This is a genomic window from Vibrio gallaecicus, assembly GCF_024347495.1.
GTDB lineage: Bacteria > Pseudomonadota > Gammaproteobacteria > Enterobacterales > Vibrionaceae > Vibrio > Vibrio gallaecicus.
Map to the genome: position 1 here is coordinate 882,437 of NZ_AP025490.1, position 24,860 is coordinate 907,296.

23 protein-coding genes are annotated in these 24,860 nt (G+C 41.0%); 22 read left to right on the top strand and 1 reads right to left on the bottom strand.

What is annotated here, in order from left to right:
* Positions 1 to 37 precede the first annotated feature (37 nt).
* Complete coding sequence (gene flgA, locus OCU78_RS04000; protein WP_137374814.1) at positions 38 to 784, bottom strand: flagellar basal body P-ring formation chaperone FlgA; 747 nt, start codon at positions 782 to 784, stop codon at positions 38 to 40.
* Positions 785 to 861: 77 nt separating this feature from the next.
* Between flgA and OCU78_RS04005 the strand changes: the two genes are divergently transcribed.
* The 22 genes from OCU78_RS04005 to OCU78_RS04110 all read left to right on the top strand — a co-directional run bounded on the left by OCU78_RS04005 (position 862) and on the right by OCU78_RS04110 (position 24,829).
* Positions 862 to 1,788, top strand: coding sequence for a chemotaxis protein CheV (locus OCU78_RS04005; protein ID WP_137374813.1), 927 nt, complete (start codon positions 862 to 864; stop codon positions 1,786 to 1,788).
* Positions 1,789 to 1,799: 11 nt separating this feature from the next.
* On the top strand, positions 1,800 to 2,627 hold the full coding sequence (locus OCU78_RS04010) for a protein-glutamate O-methyltransferase (protein WP_137374812.1): 828 nt from the start codon (positions 1,800 to 1,802) through the stop codon (positions 2,625 to 2,627).
* A gap of 282 nt (positions 2,628 to 2,909) precedes the next feature.
* Positions 2,910 to 3,305 (top strand): flagellar basal body rod protein FlgB, encoded by a 396-nt coding sequence (gene flgB / locus OCU78_RS04015; RefSeq protein ID WP_137374811.1) that lies wholly within the window; start codon positions 2,910 to 2,912, stop codon positions 3,303 to 3,305.
* Positions 3,306 to 3,309: 4 nt separating this feature from the next.
* Positions 3,310 to 3,726, top strand: a complete 417-nt coding sequence (flgC, locus tag OCU78_RS04020) for a flagellar basal body rod protein FlgC (RefSeq protein ID WP_137374810.1) — start codon at positions 3,310 to 3,312, stop codon at positions 3,724 to 3,726.
* A 17-nt stretch (positions 3,727 to 3,743) separates the two neighbouring features.
* Complete coding sequence (gene flgD / locus OCU78_RS04025; RefSeq protein ID WP_137374809.1) at positions 3,744 to 4,451, top strand: flagellar hook assembly protein FlgD; 708 nt, start codon at positions 3,744 to 3,746, stop codon at positions 4,449 to 4,451.
* A gap of 48 nt (positions 4,452 to 4,499) precedes the next feature.
* A complete protein-coding gene (gene flgE / locus OCU78_RS04030; RefSeq protein ID WP_137374808.1) occupies positions 4,500 to 5,810 on the top strand; it encodes a flagellar hook protein FlgE in 1,311 nt (436 codons plus the stop codon).
* A gap of 245 nt (positions 5,811 to 6,055) precedes the next feature.
* Positions 6,056 to 6,805 (top strand): flagellar basal-body rod protein FlgF, encoded by a 750-nt coding sequence (gene flgF / locus OCU78_RS04035; RefSeq protein WP_137374807.1) that lies wholly within the window; start codon positions 6,056 to 6,058, stop codon positions 6,803 to 6,805.
* 21 nt (positions 6,806 to 6,826) lie between these two features.
* Positions 6,827 to 7,615: a flagellar basal-body rod protein FlgG gene (gene flgG / locus OCU78_RS04040; protein WP_137374806.1), complete on the top strand. Its 789-nt coding sequence runs from the start codon at positions 6,827 to 6,829 to the stop codon at positions 7,613 to 7,615.
* Between the two features lie 41 nt (positions 7,616 to 7,656).
* Positions 7,657 to 8,433 carry a flagellar basal body L-ring protein FlgH gene (gene flgH / locus OCU78_RS04045; RefSeq protein ID WP_137374805.1) on the top strand — a complete coding sequence of 259 codons (777 nt, stop codon included), beginning with the start codon at positions 7,657 to 7,659 and terminating at the stop codon, positions 8,431 to 8,433.
* Positions 8,434 to 8,504: 71 nt separating this feature from the next.
* Complete coding sequence (locus tag OCU78_RS04050; protein ID WP_137374804.1) at positions 8,505 to 9,596, top strand: flagellar basal body P-ring protein FlgI; 1,092 nt, start codon at positions 8,505 to 8,507, stop codon at positions 9,594 to 9,596.
* Between the two features lie 10 nt (positions 9,597 to 9,606).
* A complete protein-coding gene (gene flgJ / locus OCU78_RS04055) occupies positions 9,607 to 10,527 on the top strand; it encodes a flagellar assembly peptidoglycan hydrolase FlgJ (protein ID WP_137374803.1) in 921 nt (306 codons plus the stop codon).
* A gap of 189 nt (positions 10,528 to 10,716) precedes the next feature.
* Positions 10,717 to 12,597: a flagellar hook-associated protein FlgK gene (gene flgK, locus OCU78_RS04060; protein WP_137374802.1), complete on the top strand. Its 1,881-nt coding sequence runs from the start codon at positions 10,717 to 10,719 to the stop codon at positions 12,595 to 12,597.
* A gap of 12 nt (positions 12,598 to 12,609) precedes the next feature.
* Positions 12,610 to 13,803, top strand: a complete 1,194-nt coding sequence (gene flgL / locus OCU78_RS04065) for a flagellar hook-associated protein FlgL (RefSeq protein WP_137374801.1) — start codon at positions 12,610 to 12,612, stop codon at positions 13,801 to 13,803.
* Between the two features lie 432 nt (positions 13,804 to 14,235).
* Entirely contained in the window at positions 14,236 to 15,372 is a 1,137-nt protein-coding gene (locus tag OCU78_RS04070; RefSeq protein ID WP_137374800.1) for a flagellin, read from the top strand.
* A gap of 563 nt (positions 15,373 to 15,935) precedes the next feature.
* Positions 15,936 to 17,069 carry a flagellin gene (locus OCU78_RS04075; protein ID WP_261856023.1) on the top strand — a complete coding sequence of 378 codons (1,134 nt, stop codon included), beginning with the start codon at positions 15,936 to 15,938 and terminating at the stop codon, positions 17,067 to 17,069.
* 432 nt (positions 17,070 to 17,501) lie between these two features.
* Complete coding sequence (locus OCU78_RS04080; protein ID WP_137372290.1) at positions 17,502 to 18,632, top strand: flagellin; 1,131 nt, start codon at positions 17,502 to 17,504, stop codon at positions 18,630 to 18,632.
* 88 nt (positions 18,633 to 18,720) lie between these two features.
* Positions 18,721 to 19,146 (top strand): flagellar protein FlaG, encoded by a 426-nt coding sequence (flaG, locus tag OCU78_RS04085; RefSeq protein WP_137372291.1) that lies wholly within the window; start codon positions 18,721 to 18,723, stop codon positions 19,144 to 19,146.
* A 22-nt stretch (positions 19,147 to 19,168) separates the two neighbouring features.
* Positions 19,169 to 21,202 carry a flagellar filament capping protein FliD gene (gene fliD, locus OCU78_RS04090; RefSeq protein ID WP_137372292.1) on the top strand — a complete coding sequence of 678 codons (2,034 nt, stop codon included), beginning with the start codon at positions 19,169 to 19,171 and terminating at the stop codon, positions 21,200 to 21,202.
* Between the two features lie 7 nt (positions 21,203 to 21,209).
* Positions 21,210 to 21,515 carry a flagellar protein FliT gene (locus OCU78_RS04095; RefSeq protein WP_137372293.1) on the top strand — a complete coding sequence of 102 codons (306 nt, stop codon included), beginning with the start codon at positions 21,210 to 21,212 and terminating at the stop codon, positions 21,513 to 21,515.
* Positions 21,516 to 21,527: 12 nt separating this feature from the next.
* The gene (gene fliS, locus OCU78_RS04100) at positions 21,528 to 21,938 is read left to right on the top strand and encodes a flagellar export chaperone FliS (protein WP_137372294.1); all 411 of its coding nucleotides are present in this window, start codon (positions 21,528 to 21,530) and stop codon (positions 21,936 to 21,938) included.
* A 227-nt stretch (positions 21,939 to 22,165) separates the two neighbouring features.
* Positions 22,166 to 23,632, top strand: coding sequence for a sigma-54 dependent transcriptional regulator (locus OCU78_RS04105; protein ID WP_137372295.1), 1,467 nt, complete (start codon positions 22,166 to 22,168; stop codon positions 23,630 to 23,632).
* A 156-nt stretch (positions 23,633 to 23,788) separates the two neighbouring features.
* Positions 23,789 to 24,829, top strand: coding sequence for a sensor histidine kinase (locus tag OCU78_RS04110; RefSeq protein ID WP_137372296.1), 1,041 nt, complete (start codon positions 23,789 to 23,791; stop codon positions 24,827 to 24,829).
* The last annotated feature ends 31 nt before the right edge of the window (positions 24,830 to 24,860 follow it).

Here is a 24,860-nt window from a genome sequence, read left to right on the forward strand (position 1 = left end):
TATTGTATGCAGGCAGGCTAAGCTTTCAGTAAAATGGTTAGAAATAAACCGTAACTTCTGAAATATCAGTTACAACACCTTCGATTATACGTTGTGATTTGTCATTTTTCACCCTGACTTGATCACCTGAAGAGCCATCAGTGAGGGCGGTACCTTTAGTTGTGATAACCATCCCACCTTTTATTGCTTGAATCACAACTTTTTCATTACGGCATACTACGCAAATATCACCTCGTTCAACGACATCTCCAGGTCTTAAATTCTTTTTCACTTTAGCGCCAACCACTTGCTTGGCCTGAGTGAACCCTTGTCTGCGAAATTTATTGAGTTCAATCATAGTGATCGTCACATCATATTGACCTAAAAGCTCACCACGAGATAAAGAACGTGTGGCTGTGACTAGAGGTACAGACATTGACATACGCACTGGAACATAGATGCGCCATTCATCTGGGACACACTGAACTAATACGGTGATGCTACTTCGCTTATTGCTGGTAGTAGAAGCACTGGTTTCTAAAGGAATTGGGCAATCGGTCGCCTTAACACGCGAATCTATATTGGCTGCTTTAATGACCAATTCTCCGCCCATAGGTTGTTCAACCGTATTAGAAATATGGGTTTCAGCCGCAGTTTGGATCATTTCTATCTGTTCATATGTTGCAGCTTTAGCAAAAAAACTAAACAAAATTGCTAAAATGCCGATAGACTTAGCAAAAGTTTTATAGAAAGCTCTACACTTAGTTATAGAAAAAAGATGTAGATTTAAATTATAATACATCATTCTGTTTCTCTGATGGTTCGTAGCCTGTAGTAGACTAACACTTTTTATTATTAAAAGTTTGATATGGAGATGAGCTTATGTCGGGTATTCTTGATTCAGTGAATCAGCGTACGCAACTTGTCGGTCAAAACCGATTGGAATTATTAACCTTTCGCCTGATGGGGCGTCAGCGCTACGGCATCAACGTATTTAAAGTAAAAGAAGTACTACAGTGCCCTAAACTTACTTTAATGCCAAATCTGCACCACTTAGTAAAAGGGGTGGCTCATATCCGTGGGCAAACTGTATCGGTTATAGATTTGAGTTTAGCAGTTGGTGGTCGACCAACGACTGATATTGATAAATGCTTTGTCGTGATTGCAGAGTTTAACCGAACTATACAGGCATTCTTAGTGAGTTCAGTTGATCGAATTGTTAATATGCACTGGGAAGCAATTCTTCCACCACCAGATGGTTCAGGCAAAGAACATTACTTAACTGCCGTGACGAATATCGACGATGAACTTGTCGAAATTCTAGATGTAGAAAAAATTCTTGCTGAAATATCACCTGTAGATGAAACAATGGATGCTTCAATTGGCGAATCTATCGCTCAAGTTGAAACAGAAAAAGAAATTGTTCGTCGTATACTGATAGCTGATGACTCTACTGTGGCACGTAAGCAAGTTCAACGCGCGATTGAATCAATCGGCTTTGAAGTAGTTTCGGCTAAAGATGGTAAAGAAGCTTATGAAAAACTGCTTGAAATGGCAGGCGAAGGCAGCATTTACGATCAAATTTCATTAGTGATTTCGGATATCGAAATGCCAGAAATGGACGGTTATACTTTAACTGCCGAAATTAGACGACATGCAGAGCTTAAAAATTTGTATGTAATTTTACACTCTTCATTAAGTGGTGTATTTAACCAAGCAATGGTTGAGCGAGTAGGAGCAAACTCCTTTATCGCGAAATTCAACCCAGATGAGCTTGGTGCAGCGGTGAAAGCTGCTCTAACTAACTAAAAGAGACATTAATGACTGCTATAACAATAAGTGATCAAGAATATCGCGATTTCAGCCGTTTTTTAGAATCTCAATGTGGCATTGTACTGGGCGACAGTAAGCAATACTTAGTGCGTAGTAGGCTCAGCCCATTAGTAACGAAGTTTAAATTAGCTTCGTTATCAGATTTACTAAGAGATGTGGTTTCAGGCAGAAATCGTGAACTAAGAGTTGCGGCTGTAGACGCCATGACGACAAATGAGACACTTTGGTTCCGAGATACTTATCCGTTTGCTGTATTAGCAGATAAGCTTTTACCGGAAGTAGCGGCAAATAAACGCCCAATTAAAATTTGGTCGGCGGCAAGTTCTTCTGGTCAAGAACCGTATTCTATGGCGATGACTATTTTAGAAACTCAATCTCGTAAGCCAGGAATGCTGCCTAACGTCTCAATAACGGCGACTGACATTTCAGCGAGTATGCTGGATATGTGTCGTGCTGGTGTTTATGACAATTTAGCTCTTGGACGTGGTCTTTCTCCTGAACGTCGTCGCACTTTCTTTGAAGATGCAGGCGATGGTCGAATGAAGGTAAAAGATAATGTAAAGCGTATGGTTAACTTCCGCCCTCAAAATTTGATGGATAGTTATGCGTTACTTGGTAAGTTCGATATCATTTTTTGTCGTAACGTTTTGATTTATTTCTCACCTGATATGAAATCAAAAGTGTTGAATCAAATGGCAAATAGTTTAAATCCTGGCGGTTATTTACTACTTGGTGCGTCAGAATCTTTAACTGGTTTAACCGACCGATTTGAAATGGTTCGTTGTAACCCAGGCATTATCTACAAATTAAAGTAGCTCTAAATTAAAATAGCGGTTACCAATTAAGTAGCGCCTCTGTCATGTAGAATTATTAAAACCCAGCCTAGTGCTGGGTTTTCTTTTTCTGGAAGAACAGATATCTTTAAGAGAGAGTGACATTCCAAAGATCTCTAACTATGGCGTATTTATTGCTAGCTCCTACAGCAATGAAAATGTATTTAAACGGTATAATTTATATAAAACCACTTAGCATTTTAAAGTTGGTATATATATTGCTTTAATAATTTTATGAAAGTCAGTTCTTGAGTTGAGGTTTACATGGCTATTTCTTTTGATAATGCATTAGGCATTCACCAGCACACTGTTGGTGTACGTGAGCGAAACGCTGAGGTGTTGTCCACCAATATCGCGCAAGCAAACACTCCTGGGTATAAAGCAAAAGGATTAGACTTTCAGAAATCACTGCAGGCGGCAAGTTCTGGGGCAAGTATTGGTCTTAGCCGAACAGATGGTCGGCATATTTCTGCCTCAACTACGGTGAATGGAGAAACGATGTATCGAACTCCTACTCAACCAGATACAGGAGATGGCAACACGGTGGACTTGGATTTGGAGAGAAACTTATTTATGCAAAACCAAATTAGACACCAAGCATCTCTTGACTTCTTAGGAAGTAAATTCAAGAACTTAACGAAAGCACTTAAAGGGGAGTAATTAGATGAGCTTATTTAATGTATTCAATGTGACTGGTTCTGCTATGAGCGCTGAATCTATTCGTCTAAATACCACCTCAAGTAACCTGGCAAATGCCGATAGTATCAGCAGCTCAGCTGAAGATACTTATAAAGCTCGTCACGCCGTATTTGGTGCCGAGTTAAGTCAGGCTCGTAATGCTGGTGGGCACACCGTTCCTGTAAAGGTCATGGGTATTGTAGAAAGTGATAAACCACTTAATGCAGAGTACAACCCTGATCACCCACTAGCGAACGACGAAGGTTATATCTACAAACCTAACGTTAACGTTATGGAAGAAATGGCAAATATGATTTCTGCATCTCGCGCGTACCAAACCAACGTACAAGTAGCAGACTCAAGTAAACAAATGCTGCTGCGTACGCTGCAGATGGGTCAATAAGGATAAGGAGGTAGCATATGGCTGGAATCAATAATGTTGGTCAAAGCGGCTTGTCCTATGTTGACCAACTAAAGAGTCTTCAAGACAACAAGAAGCCGGATGAAACAACAGGTAAGCAAGAGCTTAAGCAAGAAGACTTCTTATCTTTGTTAACGAAGCAACTTGCTCAGCAAGACCCTTTCAAGCCGGTTGGAAACGACCAAATGATTGCGCAAATGGCTTCATTTGCGACCGTTGATGGCATTGAGAAAATGAATACACAGTTTGAAAGCTTGAATTCATCAATGACATCTAACCAAGCACTTCAGGCTTCTTCTTTAGTCGGTCGAGATGTGTTGGTTCCTGGAGCGGCAGGTGTGAAAGCAGGCAACAGCGGAATGGCGGCAATGGTTAAACTTCCTCAAGCAATGGATAACCTTATGGTTAGAGTTGAAAACGAAGTTGGGCAATTAGTTCGTACATTGGATGTTGGTGCAAAACCTGCTGGTGACACTCGTGTTGAATGGGACGGAAAAGACGAAGACGGTAATCCATTGCCGGCGGGTAAATACAATGTGAAAGCGGCGGGTTTACTTGATGGTGAGAACACAGAATTCCCAGTTTCGACTTATGCGAACGTGAATAGTGTGCTTCTTGGTAAAGGTGATGGCAACGTACTACTCAATCTGGCTGGTTTCACTTCGCCAGTTCGACTTGCCGAAGTATTAGAAGTTGGCAAAGCGTAGTCGCTCTTTATTGAGTAATTAAGCTAGCTAGATTAGGAGAATATTGGAATGTCATATGTATCTTTAAGCGGTTTATCCGCAGCTCAATTAGATTTGAACACCACGAGTAACAACATTGCGAATGCAAACACCTTTGGCTTTAAAGAGTCTCGTGCTGAATTCGGTGATGTGTACTCAAGCTCTTTATTTACAAACGGTAAAACCACTCCAGGTGGCGGTGCTCAGGCGGCAAAAGTTGCTCAGCAGTTCCACGAAGGTTCAAGCGTTTACACGAATAATCCAATGGATTTACGTGTAAGTGGTACTGGTTTCTTTGCTGTTTCTAAAGACAAAATGATCCCTGAGATTAATGAATTAACCCGTAATGGTGCCTTCCATTTAAATAAAGATAACTTCATGGTTACGTCTAACGATGAGTTTCTTTTAGGTTACGATGTTGATCCTGATAGCGGTGAAGTTCTTTCTTATGCGCCAAAGCCGTTAGACATTCCAGCTGAGTTTGGTAAGCCTAAGCAGACAGAAAACATCGATGTCGGTGTAAACCTTCCTGCTAACGGTGATTTGAAAGATCCTGCTGCATTCGACTTTGAAGACCCGGATACTTATAACCGTGCAACCTCTTCAACCGTTTATGATTCAATGGGTCAGTCGTACAAATTAACGACATACTACCTAAAAGATCAAACACAGCCGAATACGTGGCAAACGTACTACACCATGACTGATGACGCAGGTGAAAAACCACTAAATATCAATGCAGGTGATGCGGCAAATGCTACAGGTCACGTTGGTCACACTATGAAGTTTAACAATGATGGTACATTGGCGAGCCTGAATAACGGTCAACCGATCACATCTGTTGCTCTTGGTGACCCTACAAATCCAACACCTGTGGATCTAAATGGTGCCGATCCAACACAAGTATTAAAACTTGGTTTAGACTCTTCAACTCAGTTTGCTGCTCCATTTGAGCTGACAAAGTTTGATGAAGATGGTGCAACAACGGGTTTCCTTACCAAGATCGACTTTGATGAATACGGAACAGTACTAGGTACGTATTCGAATGGTGAGAATGTAATGCTTGGACGTGTAGGCTTGGTTCGTGTACCTAATGAACAAGGTCTAGACAAAAAAGGTGGTACTCAGTGGGATTCTACCAATTACTCAGGCGATAAAATCTGGGGCGAATCGAATAAAGGTTCATTTGGTGGCATCAACAATGGTTCACTTGAGCAATCGAACATCGATATGACTCAAGAGTTGGTAGATTTAATCTCCGCTCAGCGTAACTTCCAAGCGAACTCCCGTTCTCTTGAAGTACATAACCAGCTACAGCAAAATATCCTTCAGATCCGATAATTAGTTCTGCTCTGAATCGAAATAATACCCAATTCATAGATGTGAATTGGGTATTATTGCTGTGTATGTATTTGCCGTTTGAATTGCCACTTTACCTTTGCCGCAGGCAATATCCTTTCATTTCCGATTAATATCGGTTATCAATCTTCCCCTCTAATTTAATTAATCACTTGATAAATAAGTGATTTTAATGTTGGCACGCCAATTGCTTTAATTGATCCAGATGTGATTTTTTGGAGCAAATTATGGATCGTGCACTGTTTCTTGCCATGAGCGGCGCTAAGCAAAATATGCAAGCTTTGCAGCTACGCGCAAACAACCTTGCTAACGTGAGTACAACAGGTTTTCGTGCCGATTTAGCACAAGCTCGTTCAATGCAAGCGTATGGTGAAGGTTTACCTACTCGCGTATTCAGCATGACAGAACGCCCAGGTCATAATTTCTCTCAAGGAAGCGTAGTAACAACCGGTCGTGATCTTGACGTTACGATTGAAGGTGACGGTTGGATTTCTGTTATGGATAAAACTGGTCGTGAAGGCTTAACTCGTAATGGTAATCTAAAGATTGACCAAAACGGTATGTTATCAAATGGCAGTGGTCACCTAATTCTTGGTGATAATGGCGCACCTATTACTCTTCCTATTCCACTTAGTAAAATTGAGATTGGCTCTGACGGTACAATTTCTGTGATTCCTCAAGGCGCTCCAGCAGAAGAACTCGCAGTGGTTGATCGGATCAAGTTAGTCCGTCCAGATAATCAAACGTTATTTAAAGACACGAATGGTCTATTTCGTTCGAAAAACCCAGATCAGGCATACGAAGCAGACGCCGCGGTAAAAATACTTACCGGCGCTGTAGAAGGCAGTAACGTAAATGCCGTTGGTGAAATGACCAGCCTTATTGACTTACAGCGTCAATTTGAAATGCAGGTCAAAATGATGAGCACAGCAGAAGAAATGGACAAATCGTCTGATTCACTGCTTCGTATGAGCTAATAGACTTTTAAGGGGATTGCTATGCATCCAGCATTATGGGTAAGTAAAACAGGTTTAGATGCCCAACAAACCAATATCTCAACCATTTCAAATAACTTGGCTAACGCATCAACAATTGGTTTTAAAAAAAGCCGCCCAGTATTTGAAGACTTGTTTTATCAGAATATTAACCAGCCTGGTGGTCAGTCTTCACAGAATACTGAACTTCCAAGTGGTTTGATGCTAGGTGCAGGTGCAAAAGTTGTGGCAACACAAAAAGTACACACGCATGGTAATGCACAAACAACAACAAACAGCTTAGATATGATGATCGAAGGTGACGGCTTTTTCCAAATTGAAATGCCAGATGGAGAAACCGGTTACAGCCGTAATGGTCAATTTACGCTAGATGGTGATGGAGCTATCGTGACTTCCGGTCAGGGCTACCGTTTACAACCAGAAATTGTAATTCCTGATGACGCAATCTCAGTCACAGTTGGTAACGATGGTGAAGTATCCGTAAGAATGCGTGGCGAGCAAAATAATGTTGTAGTTGGTCAGATTACAATTACAGATTTTGTGAACCCAGGCGGTCTTGAGCCTATTGGACAAAACCTATATTTACCAACTGGCGCAAGTGGTGACCCACAAGAAGGCGTACCGGGTTTCGACGGTTTAGGTAATGTTCGTCAGTCTATGCTAGAAACTTCAAACGTAAACGTAACCGAGGAGCTTGTTAATATGATTGAAGCTCAGCGTGTATATGAAATGAACTCTAAAGTGATCTCATCCGTGGATAAGATGATGAGCTTTGTTAACCAACAACTTTAAGTTTAACCCGTTTACTTAATGGTAATTGAGAGAGTATCAACATGAAACGTATCCTTTTATTAGCTTTAATCGCTTCGATGTCAGGCTGTAGTATGCTTGAACCGATAGAAACGCCAGCCGAAGAAAACGCAACGACGATTGTCGATGCGGTCGAAGGTGATAAGTCGAGTGAAGAGAGTTCAGGTATTGTTGATACTTTACGTGGGCGTACCGACCCAATTGCTGGTGACCCTGCTTGGGCGCCAATTCATCCCAAAGAGAAGCCAGAGCACTATGCGGCAGCCACTGGGTCTTTATTTAATGTGAACCATATTGGCAGCATGTACGATGACTCAAAACCACACGGTATTGGTGACATTATTACAGTGGCATTAGATGAAAATACCCGCGCGACTAAAAAAGCTAATGCAGATATGTCTAAATCAAATGATTCATCCATGGAACCTCTAGCGGTTGGTGGTCAAGAGTTGACGATAGACAAATACAACTTCTCTTATGATTTAAGTAATACCAACACGTTTGCTGGTGATGCATCGGCTAATCAAAGTAACAGTATTAGTGGCTATATCACGGTAGAAGTTATTGAAGTGCTGGCGAATGGTAACTTGGTTGTACGTGGTGAAAAATGGATGACACTAAACACTGGTGATGAATATATTCGTCTAAGTGGCACGATTCGACCTGATGATATTGCTTTCGATAATACCATCGCTTCTAACCGAGTATCGAACGCAAGAATTCAGTATTCAGGCACCGGCGTACAACAAGATATGCAAGAGCCTGGATTCTTGGCACGATTCTTTAATGTAGCTTTATAGCAACTCAGTAAATGTCGAACTTTTAGCATTTACTTTGAAATACACGAACACTTCAAAGACAGGTTACTACTATGAAAAAGCTAACATTAATACTACTGAGCATGATTTTCCTTGCCACCAGTGTGCATGCCGCTCGCATCAAAGATGTGGCAAAAGTTGCTGGTGTTCGTAGTAACCAATTAGTGGGCTATGGTCTAGTAACCGGTCTTCCAGGTACAGGTGAAACAACTCCCTTTACCGATCAAACGTTTAACGCGATGCTGCAAAACTTTGGCATTCAATTGCCGCCAGGTACTAAACCAAAAACAAAGAATGTTGCAGCGGTGATTGTTACAGCAGAACTGCCGGCTTTTTCTAAGCAAGGTCAACAAGTTGATGTAACTGTTTCTTCTATTGGTTCTGCAAAAAGCTTACGTGGCGGTACGCTTCTACAAACGTTTCTAAAAGGTTTGGATGGGCAAGTTTATGCCATCGCACAAGGTAACCTTGTCGTAAGTGGTTTTAGTGCAGAAGGTAATGACGGTTCTAAAATTGTAGGGAACAACCCAAATGTGGGTATTATCTCTAGTGGCGCGATGGTTGAGCAAGAAGTACCTACACCATTTGGTCGTGGTGACTATATTACGTTTAACTTAATTGAATCAGATTTTACTACCGCTCAACGTTTGGCTGATGCAGTAAATAATTTCCTCGGTCCTCAAATGGCATCAGCAGTAGACGCTACTTCTGTTCGTATTCGCGCTCCTCGTGAAATTAGCCAACGAGTTGCTTTCTTATCAGCTGTCGAGAATGTGGAATTCGATCCAGCAGAAGGGGCGGCAAAAATTATTGTTAACTCTCGAACCGGCACTATTGTTGTTGGTAAAAATGTTCGCCTAAGGTCTGCTGCTGTTACTCACGGTGGTATGACGGTTGCGATCAAAGAAAATCTTAATGTGAGCCAACCTAATGCTTTTGCTGGTGGGCAAACGGCAGTGGTTCCTGATACCGATATTGAGGTAACCGAAGCTGACGGCAAGATGTTTAAATTTGAACCTGGTTTAACGCTTGATGATCTTGTTCGAGCAGTAAACGAGGTTGGTGCAGCTCCCTCTGATTTAATGGCGATACTTCAAGCACTGAAACAAGCTGGTGCGATTGAAGGTCAGCTGATCGTTATCTAGGAGCGATGACATGATTAAGAATAATAATGACATCGGATTTATTCATGATATTGGCAGCTTAGACCGGTTACGTCAGCAGGCTGTTAATGGTGAAGAAGGCGGTGAAGAAGCAGCATTACAAGCCGCGGCTAAGCAATTTGAATCTATCTTTACTTCAATGCTTTTTAAATCAATGCGTGATGCAAACTCCAGCTTTAAGTCTGACATGTTAAGCAGTGAAAATGAAAATTTTTACCGTCAAATGTTGGATGACCAAATGTCGAGTGAATTAAGTGCTTCAGGCTCTTTAGGTTTAGCCGATATGATTGTTGCTCAATTGAGCTCAGGCAAGGCGGCTGATGGCACTGAAGCTAAAGTCCGTACAGATGGTTTTGATCCTGCTTTAGAAAGACCGAAGTTTTCCGCTCGTTCTGAGACTCAAGCTGCATCGCCTGAAATTGCGGCGATGAATAATAAACCTCAGCCTACATCTTTTGATTCTCCAGAGTCTTTTGTGACCTCAATGAAACCTTACGCTGAAAAAGCAGCCCAAGCTTTAGGTGTGGATTCATCGTTGCTATTAGCTCAAGCTGCGCTTGAAACTGGCTGGGGCTCTAAGATGGTAAAAAACTCTTTGGGCAACAGTAATAATCTGTTTAATATCAAAGCAGATCGCAGTTGGAAAGGTGAGAAGGTTGCCACTCAAACTCTAGAGTTTCATGGCAAAACACCGGTTAAAGAGTCAGCTTCTTTCCGTTCGTACTCTTCGTTTGAAGACAGTTTTAACGATTATGTGAAATTCTTGAATGAAAATCCAAGGTATGAAACGGCTCTACAGCATAAAGGTGATTCAAGCTCCTTTATTAATGGAATTCATCAGGCTGGATACGCGACCGATCCAAACTATGCTGATAAAGTCTTACGTGTAAAAGCTAAGATTGACCAAATGTAATAAAATATAAAAAAGAGCTTTCTTATCGAAGCTCTTTTTTATTCCTGCTAAACCTTCCTATTTTATATCTTTCATCTATTCAGACACTTACCTTTTAAAATCTTAATTTAAATAGTGGCATGTATTTTGCTTTTCTATTGTTAGTTGAATCAGTTAATCCTGATTATATTAAGTTTTTTGGGGGGCATTATGGCGTCGGATCTTCTGAATGTAGGCACACAAAGTGTTCTTACCGCTCAGAGACAGTTAAACACCACAGGTCATAACATTTCGAACGCGAATACAGAAGGCTATAGCCGTCAATCTGTTATTCAAGGCGTTAATGACCCACGCCAGTTTGGTGGACAAACTTATGGTATGGGCGTTCACGTGGAAAATGTTCGCCGCTCGTGGGATCAGTTTGCCGTTAACGAACTGAACCTATCGACAACCAATGCCGCCAATAAAAGTGATGCTGAATCTAATATCGATATGCTTTCTAGCATGTTGTCTTCCGTTGCATCTCAAAAAATCCCAGAACACTTAAATGAGTGGTTCGATGCAGTAAAAACCCTTGCGGACACTCCAAATGATGTAGGTGCCCGTAAAGTAGTACTAGAAAAAGCAGGCTTGATTACTCAAACATTAAATGAATTCCACGAAACGATTCGTAAGCAATCTGATGTGTCGAATAAAAAATTAGATATGGGTATCGAGCGTGTGAATCAACTTGCGGTTGAGATTCGTGATGTTCAACGCTTAATGATGAGAACACCAGGTCCACATAATGATTTACGAGATGAGCATGAAAAGCTGATCAATGAGTTATCTGGCTACACCAAAGTGACTGTGACTCCACGTTCAAACTCTGAAGGTTTTAATGTCCATATTGGTAACGGTCATACATTAGTGTCAGGAACCGAAGCCAGCCAACTACGTTTGGTGAACGGCATCCCAGATACCCATCAACGCCGACTGGCAATAGTTGAAGGGCAAGTGGTTAAGCCGATTACTAGCCAAGATATTGATGGGAAAATTGGTGCCATGCTAGATATGCGTGACAACTTAATCCCGGAAGTGATGGATGAATTGGGGCGTTTAGCGGTTTCTTTTTCACATGAAGTGAATACCTACCAATCACAGGGCTTGGACTTACGTGGACAAGTTGGCGGTAATATTTTTTCTGACGTCAATTCAGAAATATCAGCAAAGTCTCGAGCTATCACAAGTGGGCAATCTAATGCCGAGGTTGCCGTGTTCATCGATGATCCTTCAACATTGAAGGGTGGCGAATATGGTTTACGTTATGACGGCAGTGACTATGTAGTAACAAAGCCAAGTGGAGAAACTATTAAGGTCAGCACTGACTCAAGTGGTAATGCCTTTTATCTTGATGGTATGCGGGTAGAAATAAGAAACCCACCAGAACTTGGCGAAAAAGTCCTTTTACGACCAACTCGTAATTCAGCGGCTCAAATGCAAATGAATACCGTCGATCCAAAAAATATCGCGGCTCAAAGCTATGAAGCATCAACTACATTTGCGCAAGGTACTGCTGAATTTAAAATTTTAGCTGCGGGTGCTTTGCGAGAGTTTGAAGTAATTGTATCCCCTAAAGGTGATCAATTTGCAGTAACAGATACTAAAGGGAATGTATTAATGCAGCCCCAACCGTATCCACCAACAGAACCAGTGACGGTTCAGGGCACAACGTTTGAATTAACCAAAGGTGCTATTGCTAACGATAAGTTTACCGCGAACTTAGTCCCTTCTGAGGGGGATAACGGTAACTTAAGAAAATTACAAGATATTCAGACAGATAAAAATTTAGATAACGGCGAATCTACCGTTCTTGATATCTATCATAATTTGAATACCAGCACCGGGTTGAAAGCATCAACCGCTATCAGACTCAGCGATATTGCGACATTAGAGAAAGAATCTGCCCAAGAGCGAATTGCTTCCATCTCGGGGGTTAACTTAGATGAAGAAGCGGCAAACATGATGAAATTTCAGCAAGCTTATATGGCTTCTTCACGTGTTATGCAAGCGGCGAACGATACATTCAATACCATTTTAGCTCTGAGATAGGGAGATAGATAAATGTTAAATCGTATTTCTAGTTTCCATAACTATCAATCAGTACAAAATGATTTGCGTCGTCAAGAAAATAAGGTGCATCACAACCAAGCTCAACTCGCTTCTGGTAAAAAGCTGATGTCTCCGAGTGATGACCCTTTGGCAACCCATTATCTTCAGAATATTGGTCAGCAGTCAGAACAATTAAAGCAGTACGGTGATGCGATTATTTTGGTTCGTAACCGTTTAGAGCACCATGAAGTGATTATTTCCAACTCTGAAAGTTTTGCTGATGAAGCGAAACGAACCGTTATGGAAATGATTAATGGTTCTTTATCGCCAGAAGATCGATTAGCGAAACAGCGTGAGATACAAGAATTATCAAATAATTTCCTTAACTTGGCGAATACCCAAGATGAGTCCGGTAACTATACCTTTGCGGGTACTAAGCCTAAGAGTCAGCCCTTCTTTAGAGATAATGAGGGTAACGTGACTTATGCCGGTGATGACTACCAAAGAAAAATGCGCATCGCCAGTAGCTTCGAAATGGCGATGAATGATCCTGGCAGTAAGCTCTTTATGGAAATTGATAATCCATTTGGTGACTTTGAGCCCCAGTATGAATTACAAACAGGTTCAGATTTACTGTTAGAGAAAGCGACAAGCAGTACCTTTCAGGATTCATCTAACTACAAAGTCACGTTTGTAGATATGCAAAACGGTAAGTTTGGTTACCAATTAGAGAAAGATGGCAGTGTGGTAGATGCAAAGGAGTTTGACCCTCAAACCGGAATTGAATATGAAAATATCAAAATCCAAATTAAAGGGCAGATTACCAAAGGCGACTCAATTTCTTTAGAACCAAGAAGTAGCTTTAGTATTTTCGATACGTTTAAAGAAGCGTCTCGTTTAGCTGAGTCATCCGTGTCAGATACTTCTGCTACGGCAAAACTTCACCAGGTCACTGAAGAGTTTCATGCCGCCTTCATTCATATCACCAAGGCTCGCACAGATGTGGGTGCAAGGTTAAGTACTTTAGATATTCAAGAACAGCAACATGAAGATTTTAAGCTGTCTTTAGCGAAAGCTAAGAGTAATTTTGAAGATTTAGATTACTCCAAAGCCATTATTGAATTTAATGAAAACTCTCGAGCGCTGCAAGCTTCTCAGCAGGCGTTTGGTAAAACGAAAGATCTAACATTATTTAATTATATCTAACGGTTCCTTCAGAATTTGTTGAGTCACCTAGAGTTGCCTTATGTGCTATGCCGTAAGTGCTTCTAGCGAGAATGCGAAATTCTGAGGTTTGAATCGTAAGTCATGAATAAAAAGTAGCTTAGGTATTTGTTTTAAAGTGAATGTGGCAAAAAAAGCGGCAATCTTTTATACAAATACATCTTAGCTTATCAGGTGATAGTAAAATGTTATCTGTTTTTGTTCTATCAAGTTGTTGAAATTTAAGTCTAATATTTTTATTGGCATTAAATTTAAAACTTGGCATACAACTTGTATCTATATAATCAGAAATGATTAAACAGTTCATAAATCCTCATTTGGGGGTTTAGCAAGTAATTTACGGTCAGTGCTTATCCATATGAGAGTAAAGCTGGCCGCTTCGCAGAAAGCTTGCGAACTCATAAGGAGAGCAAAATGGCTATCAATGTAAGTACCAACGTGTCGGCTATGACAGCGCAACGTTACTTAAATAAAGCCTCTAATGACCTAAATACTTCTATGGAGCGTTTGTCATCAGGGCATAAAATTAACAGTGCTAAAGATGATGCAGCGGGTCTGCAAATATCAAATCGACTGACGGCTCAATCCAGAGGTCTGGATGTAGCAATGCGAAATGCTAATGATGGTATTTCTATTGCTCAAACCGCGGAAGGTGCGATGAATGAGTCAACTAATGTAATGCAGCGTATGCGTGACTTGGCGATTCAATCTTCAAACGGTACTAACTCACCGGCAGAACGTGAAGCATTGAATGAAGAGTCTATGGCACTTCAAGACGAACTAAACCGTATCGCAGAAACCACATCGTTCGGTGGTCGTAGACTACTAAATGGTACGTTTGGTGAAGCCTCTTTCCAGATTGGTTCAAATTCTGGTGAAGCAATGATCATGGGTCTAACGAGCGTTCGTGCGGATGATTTCCGTATGGGTGGTACTACGTTTGATTCAGAAAATGGCAAAGGCAAAGACTGGCAAGTTCCAGCGAATGCTCAAGACTTAAAACTTGAGTTTAAAACCAAATCAGGCGAAGAGATTATTCTCGATATCAACACTAAAGCTGGTGATGATATTGAAGAACTAGCGACTTATATTAATGGTCAATCTCATCTTGTTAACGCTTCTGTGACGGATGATGGCCGTATACAGATGTTTGTTGCTGAGCCTGATTTAGAAGGCTCTATGTCAATCTCTGGTGGTTTAGCATCTGAGCTGGGTATTAACAGTGAAGGTCGTAAGACATCAGTTCAAGATATTGACTTAACAAGTGTTGCCGGTTCTCAAAATGCGATTAGCATTTTAGATTCAGCATTGACTTATGTTGATTCACAACGAGCTGACCTTGGTGCGAAACAGAACCGTTTAAGCCACAGTATTAATAACTTGGCTAACGTTCAAGAGAATGTTGAAGCGTCAAACAGCCGTATTAAAGATACTGATTTTGCGAAAGAAACAACGCAAATGACGAAATCACAAATATTGCAACAGGCAGGTACTTCGATACTTGCTCAAGCAAAACAGTTGCCTAACTCTGCGATGTCACTATTGCAATAGTTATTGGTTGAACTTGTTGCTAATGCCCAGACGTGAGCGATGCAACAAGGGATACTGGCAAGCATATTTACTTGAATGATTAGCTCTCTCATCTCTCACCGCTTGTCATTTTGACGGTAGATATGCACTCGGTCTGACGAGAATATGTTCATTTCTCGATGATCTCCACATAGGATCTGATGACCAACTAGCCCCGGTTCTCTCAAAGGAAAAGGGGCTTTTTCCTTTCTGTTATACGCTACTTTCAAGTTTCTCCCTCTTCATTCATTCCAAGCTAACTTCTATTTACTCCCAGTTAACTTCTTTTTACTCGATTATTTCTTCTATTTTTGTTTGATAACTCGCCTAAAAATTTCTTATAGATAAATCCATAGATTTAAATTAAAAATAACGTCATTTTAAGTGGTTGATTTTTAAGGTTTAAATAATTTTTATGATTTTTATTAAAATTTTTCTAAAGGTCTGGGTTTTTGAGCCGTTATTAAAAGTAACTTTGAGAGAACTACTTGGTTTTTCGAGACGTCGGAAACCGCAATATCGAAAAATCAATTGGAGAAATCACCATGGCAGTGAATGTAAATACAAACGTATCAGCAATGACAGCGCAACGTTACCTAAACAACGCGAACAGTGCTCAACAAACCTCAATGGAGCGTCTAGCTTCTGGTTCTAAGATTAACAGTGCAAAAGACGATGCGGCAGGTCTACAAATCTCTAACCGCTTAAACGTTCAAAGCCGTGGTCTTGATGTAGCAGTACGTAACGCGAATGACGGTATCTCTATTGCACAAACTGCTGAAGGTGCAATGAATGAAACGACAAACATTCTGCAACGTATGCGTGACTTGTCACTACAATCTTCAAATGGCTCTAACTCAAAATCTGAACGTGTGGCTATTCAAGAAGAAGTAACGGCGCTAAACGATGAATTGAATCGTATCGCAGAAACGACGTCTTTCGGTGGTAACAAACTACTGAACGGTACACACGGTACTAAATCATTCCAAATCGGTGCGGATAATGGTGAAGCAGTAATGCTTCAACTGAAAGATATGCGCTCTGATAACACTGAAATGGGCGGCGTTAGCTACCAAGCTGAAAACGGCAAAGGTAAAGACTGGAACGTTCAATCAGGCTCAAACGATTTAACTATCTCGCTAACAGACAGCTACGGTAATGAGCAAGAGCTTCAAATTAACGCTAAAGCAGGCGACGATATTGAAGAACTAGCAACGTACATCAATGGTCAACAAGACCTAGTAAAAGCGTCAGTAAGTGAAAAAGGTGAACTGCAAATGTTCGCTGGCAACAATAAAGTTGACGGTGAAGTGTCGTTCTCTGGTGGTCTTGCAGGTGAACTAGGCATGCAAGATGGCAAACAAGTAACTGTTGATACTATCGATGTAACATCGGTAGGCGGTGCTCAAGAATCAGTAGCTATTATTGATGCGGCACTGAAATACGTAGATAGCCACCGAGCTGAACTGGGTGCATTCCAGAACCGTTTCGACCACGCTATCAGTAACTTAGACAACATTAACGAAAACGTAAATGCTTCTAAGAGCCGTATTAAAGATACCGACTTCGCGAAAGAAACGACTCAGATGACTAAGTCTCAGATCCTTTCTCAAGCATCAAGCTCGATTCTTGCACAAGCGAAACAAGCGCCTAACTCAGCGCTAAGCTTACTAGGTTAATAAACTGACTAGGCTAATACGTTAAAACTATTAGTAATAAGCTTTCCACAGAATTAGCTCGTGGTGAGAGATGAGCGTAAAAGGAACCCAGCTTCGGCTGGGTTTTTTATTGCCTATAATTTAAGTAGTGGCTGCTTGTGAATTAGGATAAATATAAGAGAAAAGAGTATTAAGATGGCGTGATCGGTTTCTTCAGGGCTGAGCGATTGATTATCTAGATAAAGATCACACTTTAGTCATTGATGAAAAAGAATACGAAAAAAAACACTTTTTTTTCTAAAGCTTCTAATAAAGAGGCCGTTAAAGGGATTGAGAGAAATGAGATGTACCAATGTGAGGTGAGAGACTCGGAGGTACATCAGACAAATTGTAGTGTACGAATGAGAGGTGAGAGTCTCTGAAGTACATGAAAATGCCTAAAGGAGATCAATCATGGCAATAAACGTAAGCACTAATGTGTCTGCAATGACCGCACAGCGTTTTCTTAATAGCGCTGCTGAAGGTACACAAAAATCGATGGAGCGTCTGTCTTCTGGCTATAAAATTAATAGCGCAAAAGATGATGCTGCGGGCCTACAAATATCTAACCGTTTAAACTCGCAAAGTCGCGGTCTGGATATGGCTGTGAAAAACGCAAATGATGGTATCTCTATCGCACAGACAGCTGAAGGTGCAATGAATGAGTCTACTAACATTCTTCAACGTATGCGTGACCTATCTCTACAATCCTCTAACGGCTCAAACAGCAAGTCTGAGCGTGTTGCTATCCAAGAAGAAGTTTCTGCCCTAAATACAGAACTTAACCGTATTGCTGAAACCACATCTTTTGGTGGTAATAAGCTATTAAACGGTACTTACGGTAGCCAATCATTCCAAATCGGTGCTGACTCTGGTGAAGCTGTACAACTTGCTATTGGTAGCATGCGTACTGATACTTCTGCTATGGGTGGTAAGAGCTATGCTGCTGAAGAAGGTCAAGATGCTTCTTGGCGTACAGCTGCAGGTTCTGATCTGACAATGACTTACAACGATAAGTTTGGTGAAGAGAAAGAGATCACTATCAATGCTAAAGCTGGTAATGATCTTGAAGAACTTGCTACTTACATCAACGGTCAGAGTGAAGACGTAAAAGCATCTGTAGGTGAAGACGGTAAACTGCAAATGTTTGCTTCTAACCAAAAAGTGGATGGTGAAGTTGAGTTTGGCGGTAGCCTTGCTGGCGAACTGAGCATCGGTGATGCGAAAGAAGTAACGGTAAATGACATTGACGTAACATCAGTTGCTGGTTCTAATGAAGCGGTTTCTATTATCGATGGTGCATTGAAGTCAGTAGATAGCCAACGAGCTTCTCTTGGTGCATTCCAAAACCGTTTTGATCACGCGATCAGCAACTTAGATAACATCAACGAAAATGTTAATGCATCTAAGAGTCGTATCAAAGATACCGATTACGCAAAAGAAACAACAGCGATGACGAAGTCTCAGATCTTACAACAGGCGAGTACTTCAATTTTGGCACAAGCTAAGCAGTCACCGTCTGCAGCTCTAAGCTTATTGGGCTAAACTTACCTAAGGTAAGCTAGTCAATAGAGGCTTATAATTGATTGAATGAGTTTCTATTGTTAGCTCATAAGGCGGAAGGGAGATTGTTATGGAAATATCATCCTACACATCGAACGTCCAGCCTTACGGCTCACCAAGTGGCACTAAACTTGCTAGCGATGAAGGTAGTAGTGCGCCAAGTGTTTCAAAACTGAAAGACGTTACGTCTTCCGAAAAGGTAGAAAAACCGAAAGATAATTCTACTGAAACTGCGATTCAATTAGCTCAAAATAGACAAGAGTTAAATAAAGAAGAGCGAGTTAGGATGGTAGAAAAAATGAATGAATTTATTTCTTCTATCAATAAAGGTGTAGCATTTAAAGTAGATGAAGAGTCAGGTAGGGATGTCGTTACGATTTATGAAGCGACTACTGGTGATATTATTCGCCAGATTCCTGATGAAGAAATGCTTGAAATATTAAGGCGCCTAGCAGCCCAAACTGCCAATACTGGTTTATTGGCGGCTAAGGTATAAGTCGTATAATTGAGGTGATTTGATGAGTTTAGGCCCTATGGGGATGTCGTCTGGCATGGATATTAATTCCATGGTCAGCAAAATTGTTGATTCGGAGCGTGTGCCTAAACAGCAACGTATCGACAATGAAAGAACGCGAATAGACTCGAGTATTAGTGCCTATGGAAGACTCAGAGAATCTCTGGATTCGATGAAAGATCTGATGACAAACTTTCGTCAGGAAAAAGCGTTTGCAGTAAGAACGGTTGAAAGTACTGATGAAGGTGTTGTCTCAGCGACTGCAACTACAGATGCGATAGCAGGTAAATATGCCATCGATGTGTTGCAGCTTGCTCAAAGCCATAAAGTGGCTTCAGAAGCGTTATCTGAAGACACGAAGTTTGGTCCTGGCAAGCTGCAGGTTTCGCTTGGTGAAAAAAGCTTTGATGTACAAGTCGGTGATCGCTCTAAGCTTATCGACATTGTCAGAGGAATAAACGGCGCTACGGAAAATCCAGGCGTCCGTGCATCTGTTATTAATGACGTGGAAGGCCCTCGCTTAATTGTTGCATCAAACTTATCTGGGAAAGATCATCAAATCAGCATTAATGTTGAATCTGAATCAGGTAACCCACTTAAAAAGCTTGAGTATAAAACACTAGAAGAGCGTGTTAATGATTTAGAAAAGGCGCGCTTATCTGCACAAGAAGTCCTATTAAAAACACCTGCGGGTATTGCTAAAGATGCAATCGACGAGGTGGCTCCGGAAAATGCCGTTGACGAAAATGGCAATCCTATACCTAAAGATCCTAACGCGACAGAAAATGCCACAGATCCGACTGATGGATCTAATCTCAACGACGCGAGTGATCCAAATGATCTTAGCTACGGTCAAGCTGCGGCACTTGCTGGTCAGCAGGCAATTGATGCTGCTGCTATTGCTTCCGTTATGCCAGAAGATAACATTGGTGGCTGGACAGAAACGGCATCAGGTACATTATTAGATTCATATCATACGCCTGAATTAGAACTTGATGAAAAAGCCATTGAAAAGGCTTCTGATGTCCCTGGGTGGTCAAACACTGCATCAGGTACATTAACTGATTCTTATGTCACACCTAAAGAAGCTCAGCAAAAGCTCGAAGCAGAGCAGGCTCGAATCGAAGAAAAACTTGCAGAAGAAAGCGCTCAACTTGCTGAAAAAGTGGAAAAAGGTGAATTAACACCAGAACAAGCTAAGCAGATTGAACGTGCAAAGTTAGATCCGGAAGAAAGACAGTTACTTGAAGAAGTCGATCAAGCACAAGATGAATTGGCAAAAGCTCAAGAATCTTTTGATACATACAATGGCATGTCTGAAGTACAGTCTGGTCAAGATTCAATGGTTGTGATGGATGGTGTGGCTCAGCTTTCAAGTAATAACAACATTATTGAAGATGCCGTTGATGGTATTGATATTACCGTTAAAGGCACAACACCCAGAGATAAGGCTCCAGCTGAAATTGGAGTTGAGTACGATCGCTCAAGTGTTCGACAAGATATTGAAAGCTTTGTTAACTCTTATAATCAGTTTTACCAAGTTTCTAAAAACTTATCTGGAGTGGATCCGGCGACAGGTCAAAAAGGACCTTTATCTGGTGACAGCACTGTGCGTAATGCAGATTCACGCCTAAAAGGTGTATTTTCTACTAACATTGAACAAGCGCCTGAAAATCTAAAATCTCTAACTGAATTTGGTATTACAACCACTCGTCAAGGTACTTTAGAGATCAACCACGACATGCTTGATCGCCAGCTAAACAATAACTTTGACAAGCTTGGTGAGTTTTTTGGTGGCAATAATGGATTTGCTAAGCGCGTCGAAGATGCCATACAGGGCATTACTGGGATTACCGGTTCAATTCGTACTCGTGAAAAAAGCTTACTGGAACAAAATTACCGCTTAGCCGATGACCAAGGGGCACTTGACCGCCGCATGGATAGCTTGGAAAGCCGTACTCATTCAAAATTTACCGCGATGCAAGATGCGACCAGCAAAATGCAGTCACAACTTGGCAGCATGATGAGTGCAATGTAGGTAAAGCATGAAGAGTGAATTAGAAGAACTTTGTGAGCTAGATCGACAAATATTTGCTAAGTTTGAAATTAGTGAAATAAACACTGAAGAAATTACTCAGCTTGTCGATAACAGGGAACAGTTATTGCAAAAGGTACTTCAGTTATTGGGTTCATTCCCTGAAGTAAAGCAAAGCTCTGATTGGTTTGATGCAATAAGCCGAACCAAAAAATTAGTTGAATTGATGCAGTCAGAAACCAGTCGAGTGGGAAAAACACTCCATAAATATCGACATGGAAATAAATCGGTTCAGCAATATAAAAAGTTTTTATAAAAGAGGGTTACTATGCGCGGTTCTTTACAAGCATATAAAAAGGTATCAGTGGATAGTCAGCTAAGTGCTGCTTCACCCCATAAGATTGTTCAAATGCTAATGGCTGGTGCTATTGAGCGTTTAATCCAAGGCAAAGCTGCTATGCAAGCTGGTAATATTCCAGTAAAAGGCGAACGCTTAGGTAAGGCTTTAGACATCATAATTAGCCTGCGTAGCTGCCTTTCTATGGATGATGGTGGTGATATCGCCAAAAACTTAGATCAACTATATGAATTTATGATCACGCAAATATCAGCAGCTAATCATCAGAACGATCCTCAGCCGATTGATGATGTTATTGATATTATCCGCGAAATTAAAGGCGCATGGGACCAAATTCCGAACGAGTTCCATAACCTGACATCTGCCGAAGTTGGCATATAAAGAAATTTAAAGTTCCAACCAAGCTCACATCAGCTAATTGCTTGGTTGCCTTATTTTTTTATTCAAATAAAATAGAAGCCATTAGATAGCCTAATGGCTTTTTTTCGTTGCTGATTTTCATAAATTGTCTATCGTTAACCATAACCTATGATTTCTTCATTAATTTATAGATAACGTTGTCCATGTTTTCTGCATCGCACCAATTATTAAGGCAATAAATCCTACTTATGCAAGGTTTGGCAAAACTGCTTGTTATCGATGATGACTCTAACAATCGTCGAAACTTAAGCACTATATTAGAGTTTGTAGGAGAGAGCTGCGAAGTAATCAGCTCTGAACAAGCTAATGAGATCGATTGGTCTCATATTTGGGCTGGCTGTATCATAGGCTCAATGAAGGACAATAAGTTCAATTCTCTATTTAGTGAGCATCTCATTCATGCTCACCATATACCTTTGCTTATCGTTAGTAAGAATAACCACTCGGTTGATGACCTTCCCAATTTTGTTGGTGAACTAGAGCTGCCTTTAAATTACCCTCAGGTGAGTGATGCTCTTAGGCATTGCAAAGACTTTCTTGGTCGTAAAGGTGTTCAGGTCGTTTCGTCTTCGCGAAAAAACACATTGTTTCGTAGCTTAGTTGGACAAAGCTTAGGTATTCAAGACGTTCGCCATTTAATTGAACAAGTGTCTTCAACTGAAGCTAATGTGTTGATTTTAGGCGAGTCTGGCACGGGTAAAGAAGTTGTCGCGCGTAATATTCATTACCATTCGCCTCGTCGTTCTGGTCCTTTTGTTCCGGTGAACTGTGGCGCAATTCCACCTGATCTACTTGAAAGTGAGCTATTTGGTCATGAGAAAGGCGCATTTACCGGGGCAATCACCTCGCGTAAAGGTCGTTTTGAACTAGCAGATGGCGGCACACTATTTTTAGATGAAATCGGTGATATGCCGATGGCGATGCAAGTTAAGTTATTACGTGTATTGCAGGAGCGTAGCTTCGAGCGAGTCGGTGGTAACAATACAATTAAAGCGAATGTACGTGTTATTGCCGCAACTCATCGTAATCTAGAAAACATGATTGATGATGAGTCTTTCCGTGAAGATTTATACTACCGTATTAATGTCTTCCCGATAGAGATGCCAGCGCTTAAAGATCGCAAAGAAGATATACCTCTGCTTTTACAAGAGTTGATGACACGTATGGAAGCAGAAGGCAGTCTGCCAATTTGTTTTACTCCGCGTTCTATTAATTCATTGATGGAGCATGATTGGCCAGGCAATGTACGTGAATTGGCTAACCTTGTTGAACGTATGGTGATCTTGTATCCAAATAGCTTAGTGGATGTAAACCACTTACCAACTAAGTATCGATACAGTGATATCCCTGAATTTCAGCCAGAGCATCATGCATTTGCGTCAGAGGAAGAGCTAGAGCAAGATGCACTTGCGGATATCTTCTCTGAAAGTTTTAGCTTCGATCAGTCTGATGAGCTTGTTGATCATGTTAATGCTCCGCAAGAGTTGCCACCTGAAGGTGTTAACTTGAAAGAGTTATTGGCAGATTTGGAAATCAACATGATTAATCAAGCATTAGAAGCGCAAGGCGGAGTCGTTGCAAGAGCTGCTGATATGCTGGGCATGCGACGTACAACCTTGGTTGAAAAAATGAGAAAGTATAATTTGCAGCGTTAATCTTCGGAAGCGAATGCACAGAACAGCTGCGAGTTTGAATGAATAAACTCATAGTCAAGTTCTTGTCGCATAGCTAACTCTGTGATAAATATACAAAATAGCCTGGTATGCTTTTTGCGTGTCAGGCTATTCTAGTATTTGAGGCAAATTTCCGACATGCATGAACTGAACGAATCAGAAAACCAGTCCCATTTAGATTCTGTAGAGCAACAGGTAGAGCGTTATAAGCAAGTTTTGGATGTAATGCCTGCTGGAGTGATCTTGCTGGATACTCAAGGTGAGGTAAGAGAAGCAAACCCTGAAGCTCACCGAATTCTCGGTGTGCAATTAGTCGGAGAGAAGTGGTTCTCTGTCATTCAAAGTGCTTTTGATCCTAAAGATGATGATGGTCATGAGATTTCGTTGAAAAATGGGCGGAAAGTTAGGTTAGCCATTTCAGCTTCAGCAACTGGACAGTTGATTTTAATTACAGATCTTACAGAAACTCGTTTATTACAGTCTAGGGTCAGTGATCTACAGCGATTATCTTCTTTAGGGAGAATGGTCGCGTCTTTGGCTCACCAAGTACGCACCCCTTTATCGAGTGCTATGCTTTATGCATCGAACTTAGCTGCGCCTAATTTGCCTCCTTCAACAAAAGAACGTTTTCAGTCTAAGCTAATGGATCGGCTTCATGACTTAGAAAAGCAAGTCAATGATATGTTGTTGTTTGCAAAGGGTGGAGATAATAAAGTAGTGAAACCTTTCACTATTTCGGATTTGGTTGCTGAATTTCACCCGATGGTGGAAACATCACTCAAAAGTAACTTAATAGATTATTGTCAAGAAGTTGAGCATGAAGAAACACAGCTCTTTGGGAATGTGAATGCTATCGCTTCAGCTTTAAGTAACTTACTCCTTAATGCGATACAAATATCAGGAAAAGAAGCACAAATTGATGTGTTTTTTAGACCGGTTAACGGAGAGCTTAAAATCTCAGTACAAGACAGTGGCCCTGGTGTTCCCAAAGAATTGCAAAGTAAAATCATGGAACCGTTTTTCACAACCCGCTCTCAAGGTACAGGGTTAGGTCTCGCTGTTGTACAAATGGTCTGTCGAGCTCATGAAGGTCGATTAGAGTTAATATCAGAAGAAGGGGATGGTGCGTGCTTTACCATGTGCTTACCACTTGAACGATCAACTTCTGAAAATCAGTAACCCCATTAATTGAATTAATACTGGAGAATCA

Excerpts from the sequence above, each read along its gene's own strand:
- flgJ (WP_137374803.1), top strand. The coding sequence starts at position 9,607 with ATGATTAAGAATAATAATGACATCGGATTTATTCATGATATTGGCAGC.
- OCU78_RS04105 (WP_137372295.1), top strand. The coding sequence starts at position 22,166 with ATGCAAGGTTTGGCAAAACTGCTTGTTATCGATGATGACTCTAACAAT.
- fliS (WP_137372294.1), top strand. The coding sequence starts at position 21,528 with ATGCGCGGTTCTTTACAAGCATATAAAAAGGTATCAGTGGATAGTCAG.
- flgG (WP_137374806.1), top strand. The coding sequence starts at position 6,827 with ATGCATCCAGCATTATGGGTAAGTAAAACAGGTTTAGATGCCCAACAA.
- OCU78_RS04095 (WP_137372293.1), top strand. The coding sequence starts at position 21,210 with ATGAAGAGTGAATTAGAAGAACTTTGTGAGCTAGATCGACAAATATTT.
- OCU78_RS04075 (WP_261856023.1), top strand. The coding sequence starts at position 15,936 with ATGGCAGTGAATGTAAATACAAACGTATCAGCAATGACAGCGCAACGT.
- OCU78_RS04005 (WP_137374813.1), top strand. The coding sequence starts at position 862 with ATGTCGGGTATTCTTGATTCAGTGAATCAGCGTACGCAACTTGTCGGT.
- flgA (WP_137374814.1), bottom strand. The coding sequence starts at position 784 with ATGATGTATTATAATTTAAATCTACATCTTTTTTCTATAACTAAGTGT.
- OCU78_RS04070 (WP_137374800.1), top strand. The coding sequence starts at position 14,236 with ATGGCTATCAATGTAAGTACCAACGTGTCGGCTATGACAGCGCAACGT.
- flgH (WP_137374805.1), top strand. The coding sequence starts at position 7,657 with ATGAAACGTATCCTTTTATTAGCTTTAATCGCTTCGATGTCAGGCTGT.
- flaG (WP_137372291.1), top strand. The coding sequence starts at position 18,721 with ATGGAAATATCATCCTACACATCGAACGTCCAGCCTTACGGCTCACCA.
- flgD (WP_137374809.1), top strand. The coding sequence starts at position 3,744 with ATGGCTGGAATCAATAATGTTGGTCAAAGCGGCTTGTCCTATGTTGAC.
- OCU78_RS04110 (WP_137372296.1), top strand. The coding sequence starts at position 23,789 with ATGCATGAACTGAACGAATCAGAAAACCAGTCCCATTTAGATTCTGTA.
- flgC (WP_137374810.1), top strand. The coding sequence starts at position 3,310 with ATGAGCTTATTTAATGTATTCAATGTGACTGGTTCTGCTATGAGCGCT.
- flgB (WP_137374811.1), top strand. The coding sequence starts at position 2,910 with ATGGCTATTTCTTTTGATAATGCATTAGGCATTCACCAGCACACTGTT.
- OCU78_RS04010 (WP_137374812.1), top strand. The coding sequence starts at position 1,800 with ATGACTGCTATAACAATAAGTGATCAAGAATATCGCGATTTCAGCCGT.
- flgF (WP_137374807.1), top strand. The coding sequence starts at position 6,056 with ATGGATCGTGCACTGTTTCTTGCCATGAGCGGCGCTAAGCAAAATATG.
- flgE (WP_137374808.1), top strand. The coding sequence starts at position 4,500 with ATGTCATATGTATCTTTAAGCGGTTTATCCGCAGCTCAATTAGATTTG.
- fliD (WP_137372292.1), top strand. The coding sequence starts at position 19,169 with ATGAGTTTAGGCCCTATGGGGATGTCGTCTGGCATGGATATTAATTCC.
- flgL (WP_137374801.1), top strand. The coding sequence starts at position 12,610 with ATGTTAAATCGTATTTCTAGTTTCCATAACTATCAATCAGTACAAAAT.
- OCU78_RS04080 (WP_137372290.1), top strand. The coding sequence starts at position 17,502 with ATGGCAATAAACGTAAGCACTAATGTGTCTGCAATGACCGCACAGCGT.
- flgK (WP_137374802.1), top strand. The coding sequence starts at position 10,717 with ATGGCGTCGGATCTTCTGAATGTAGGCACACAAAGTGTTCTTACCGCT.
- OCU78_RS04050 (WP_137374804.1), top strand. The coding sequence starts at position 8,505 with ATGAAAAAGCTAACATTAATACTACTGAGCATGATTTTCCTTGCCACC.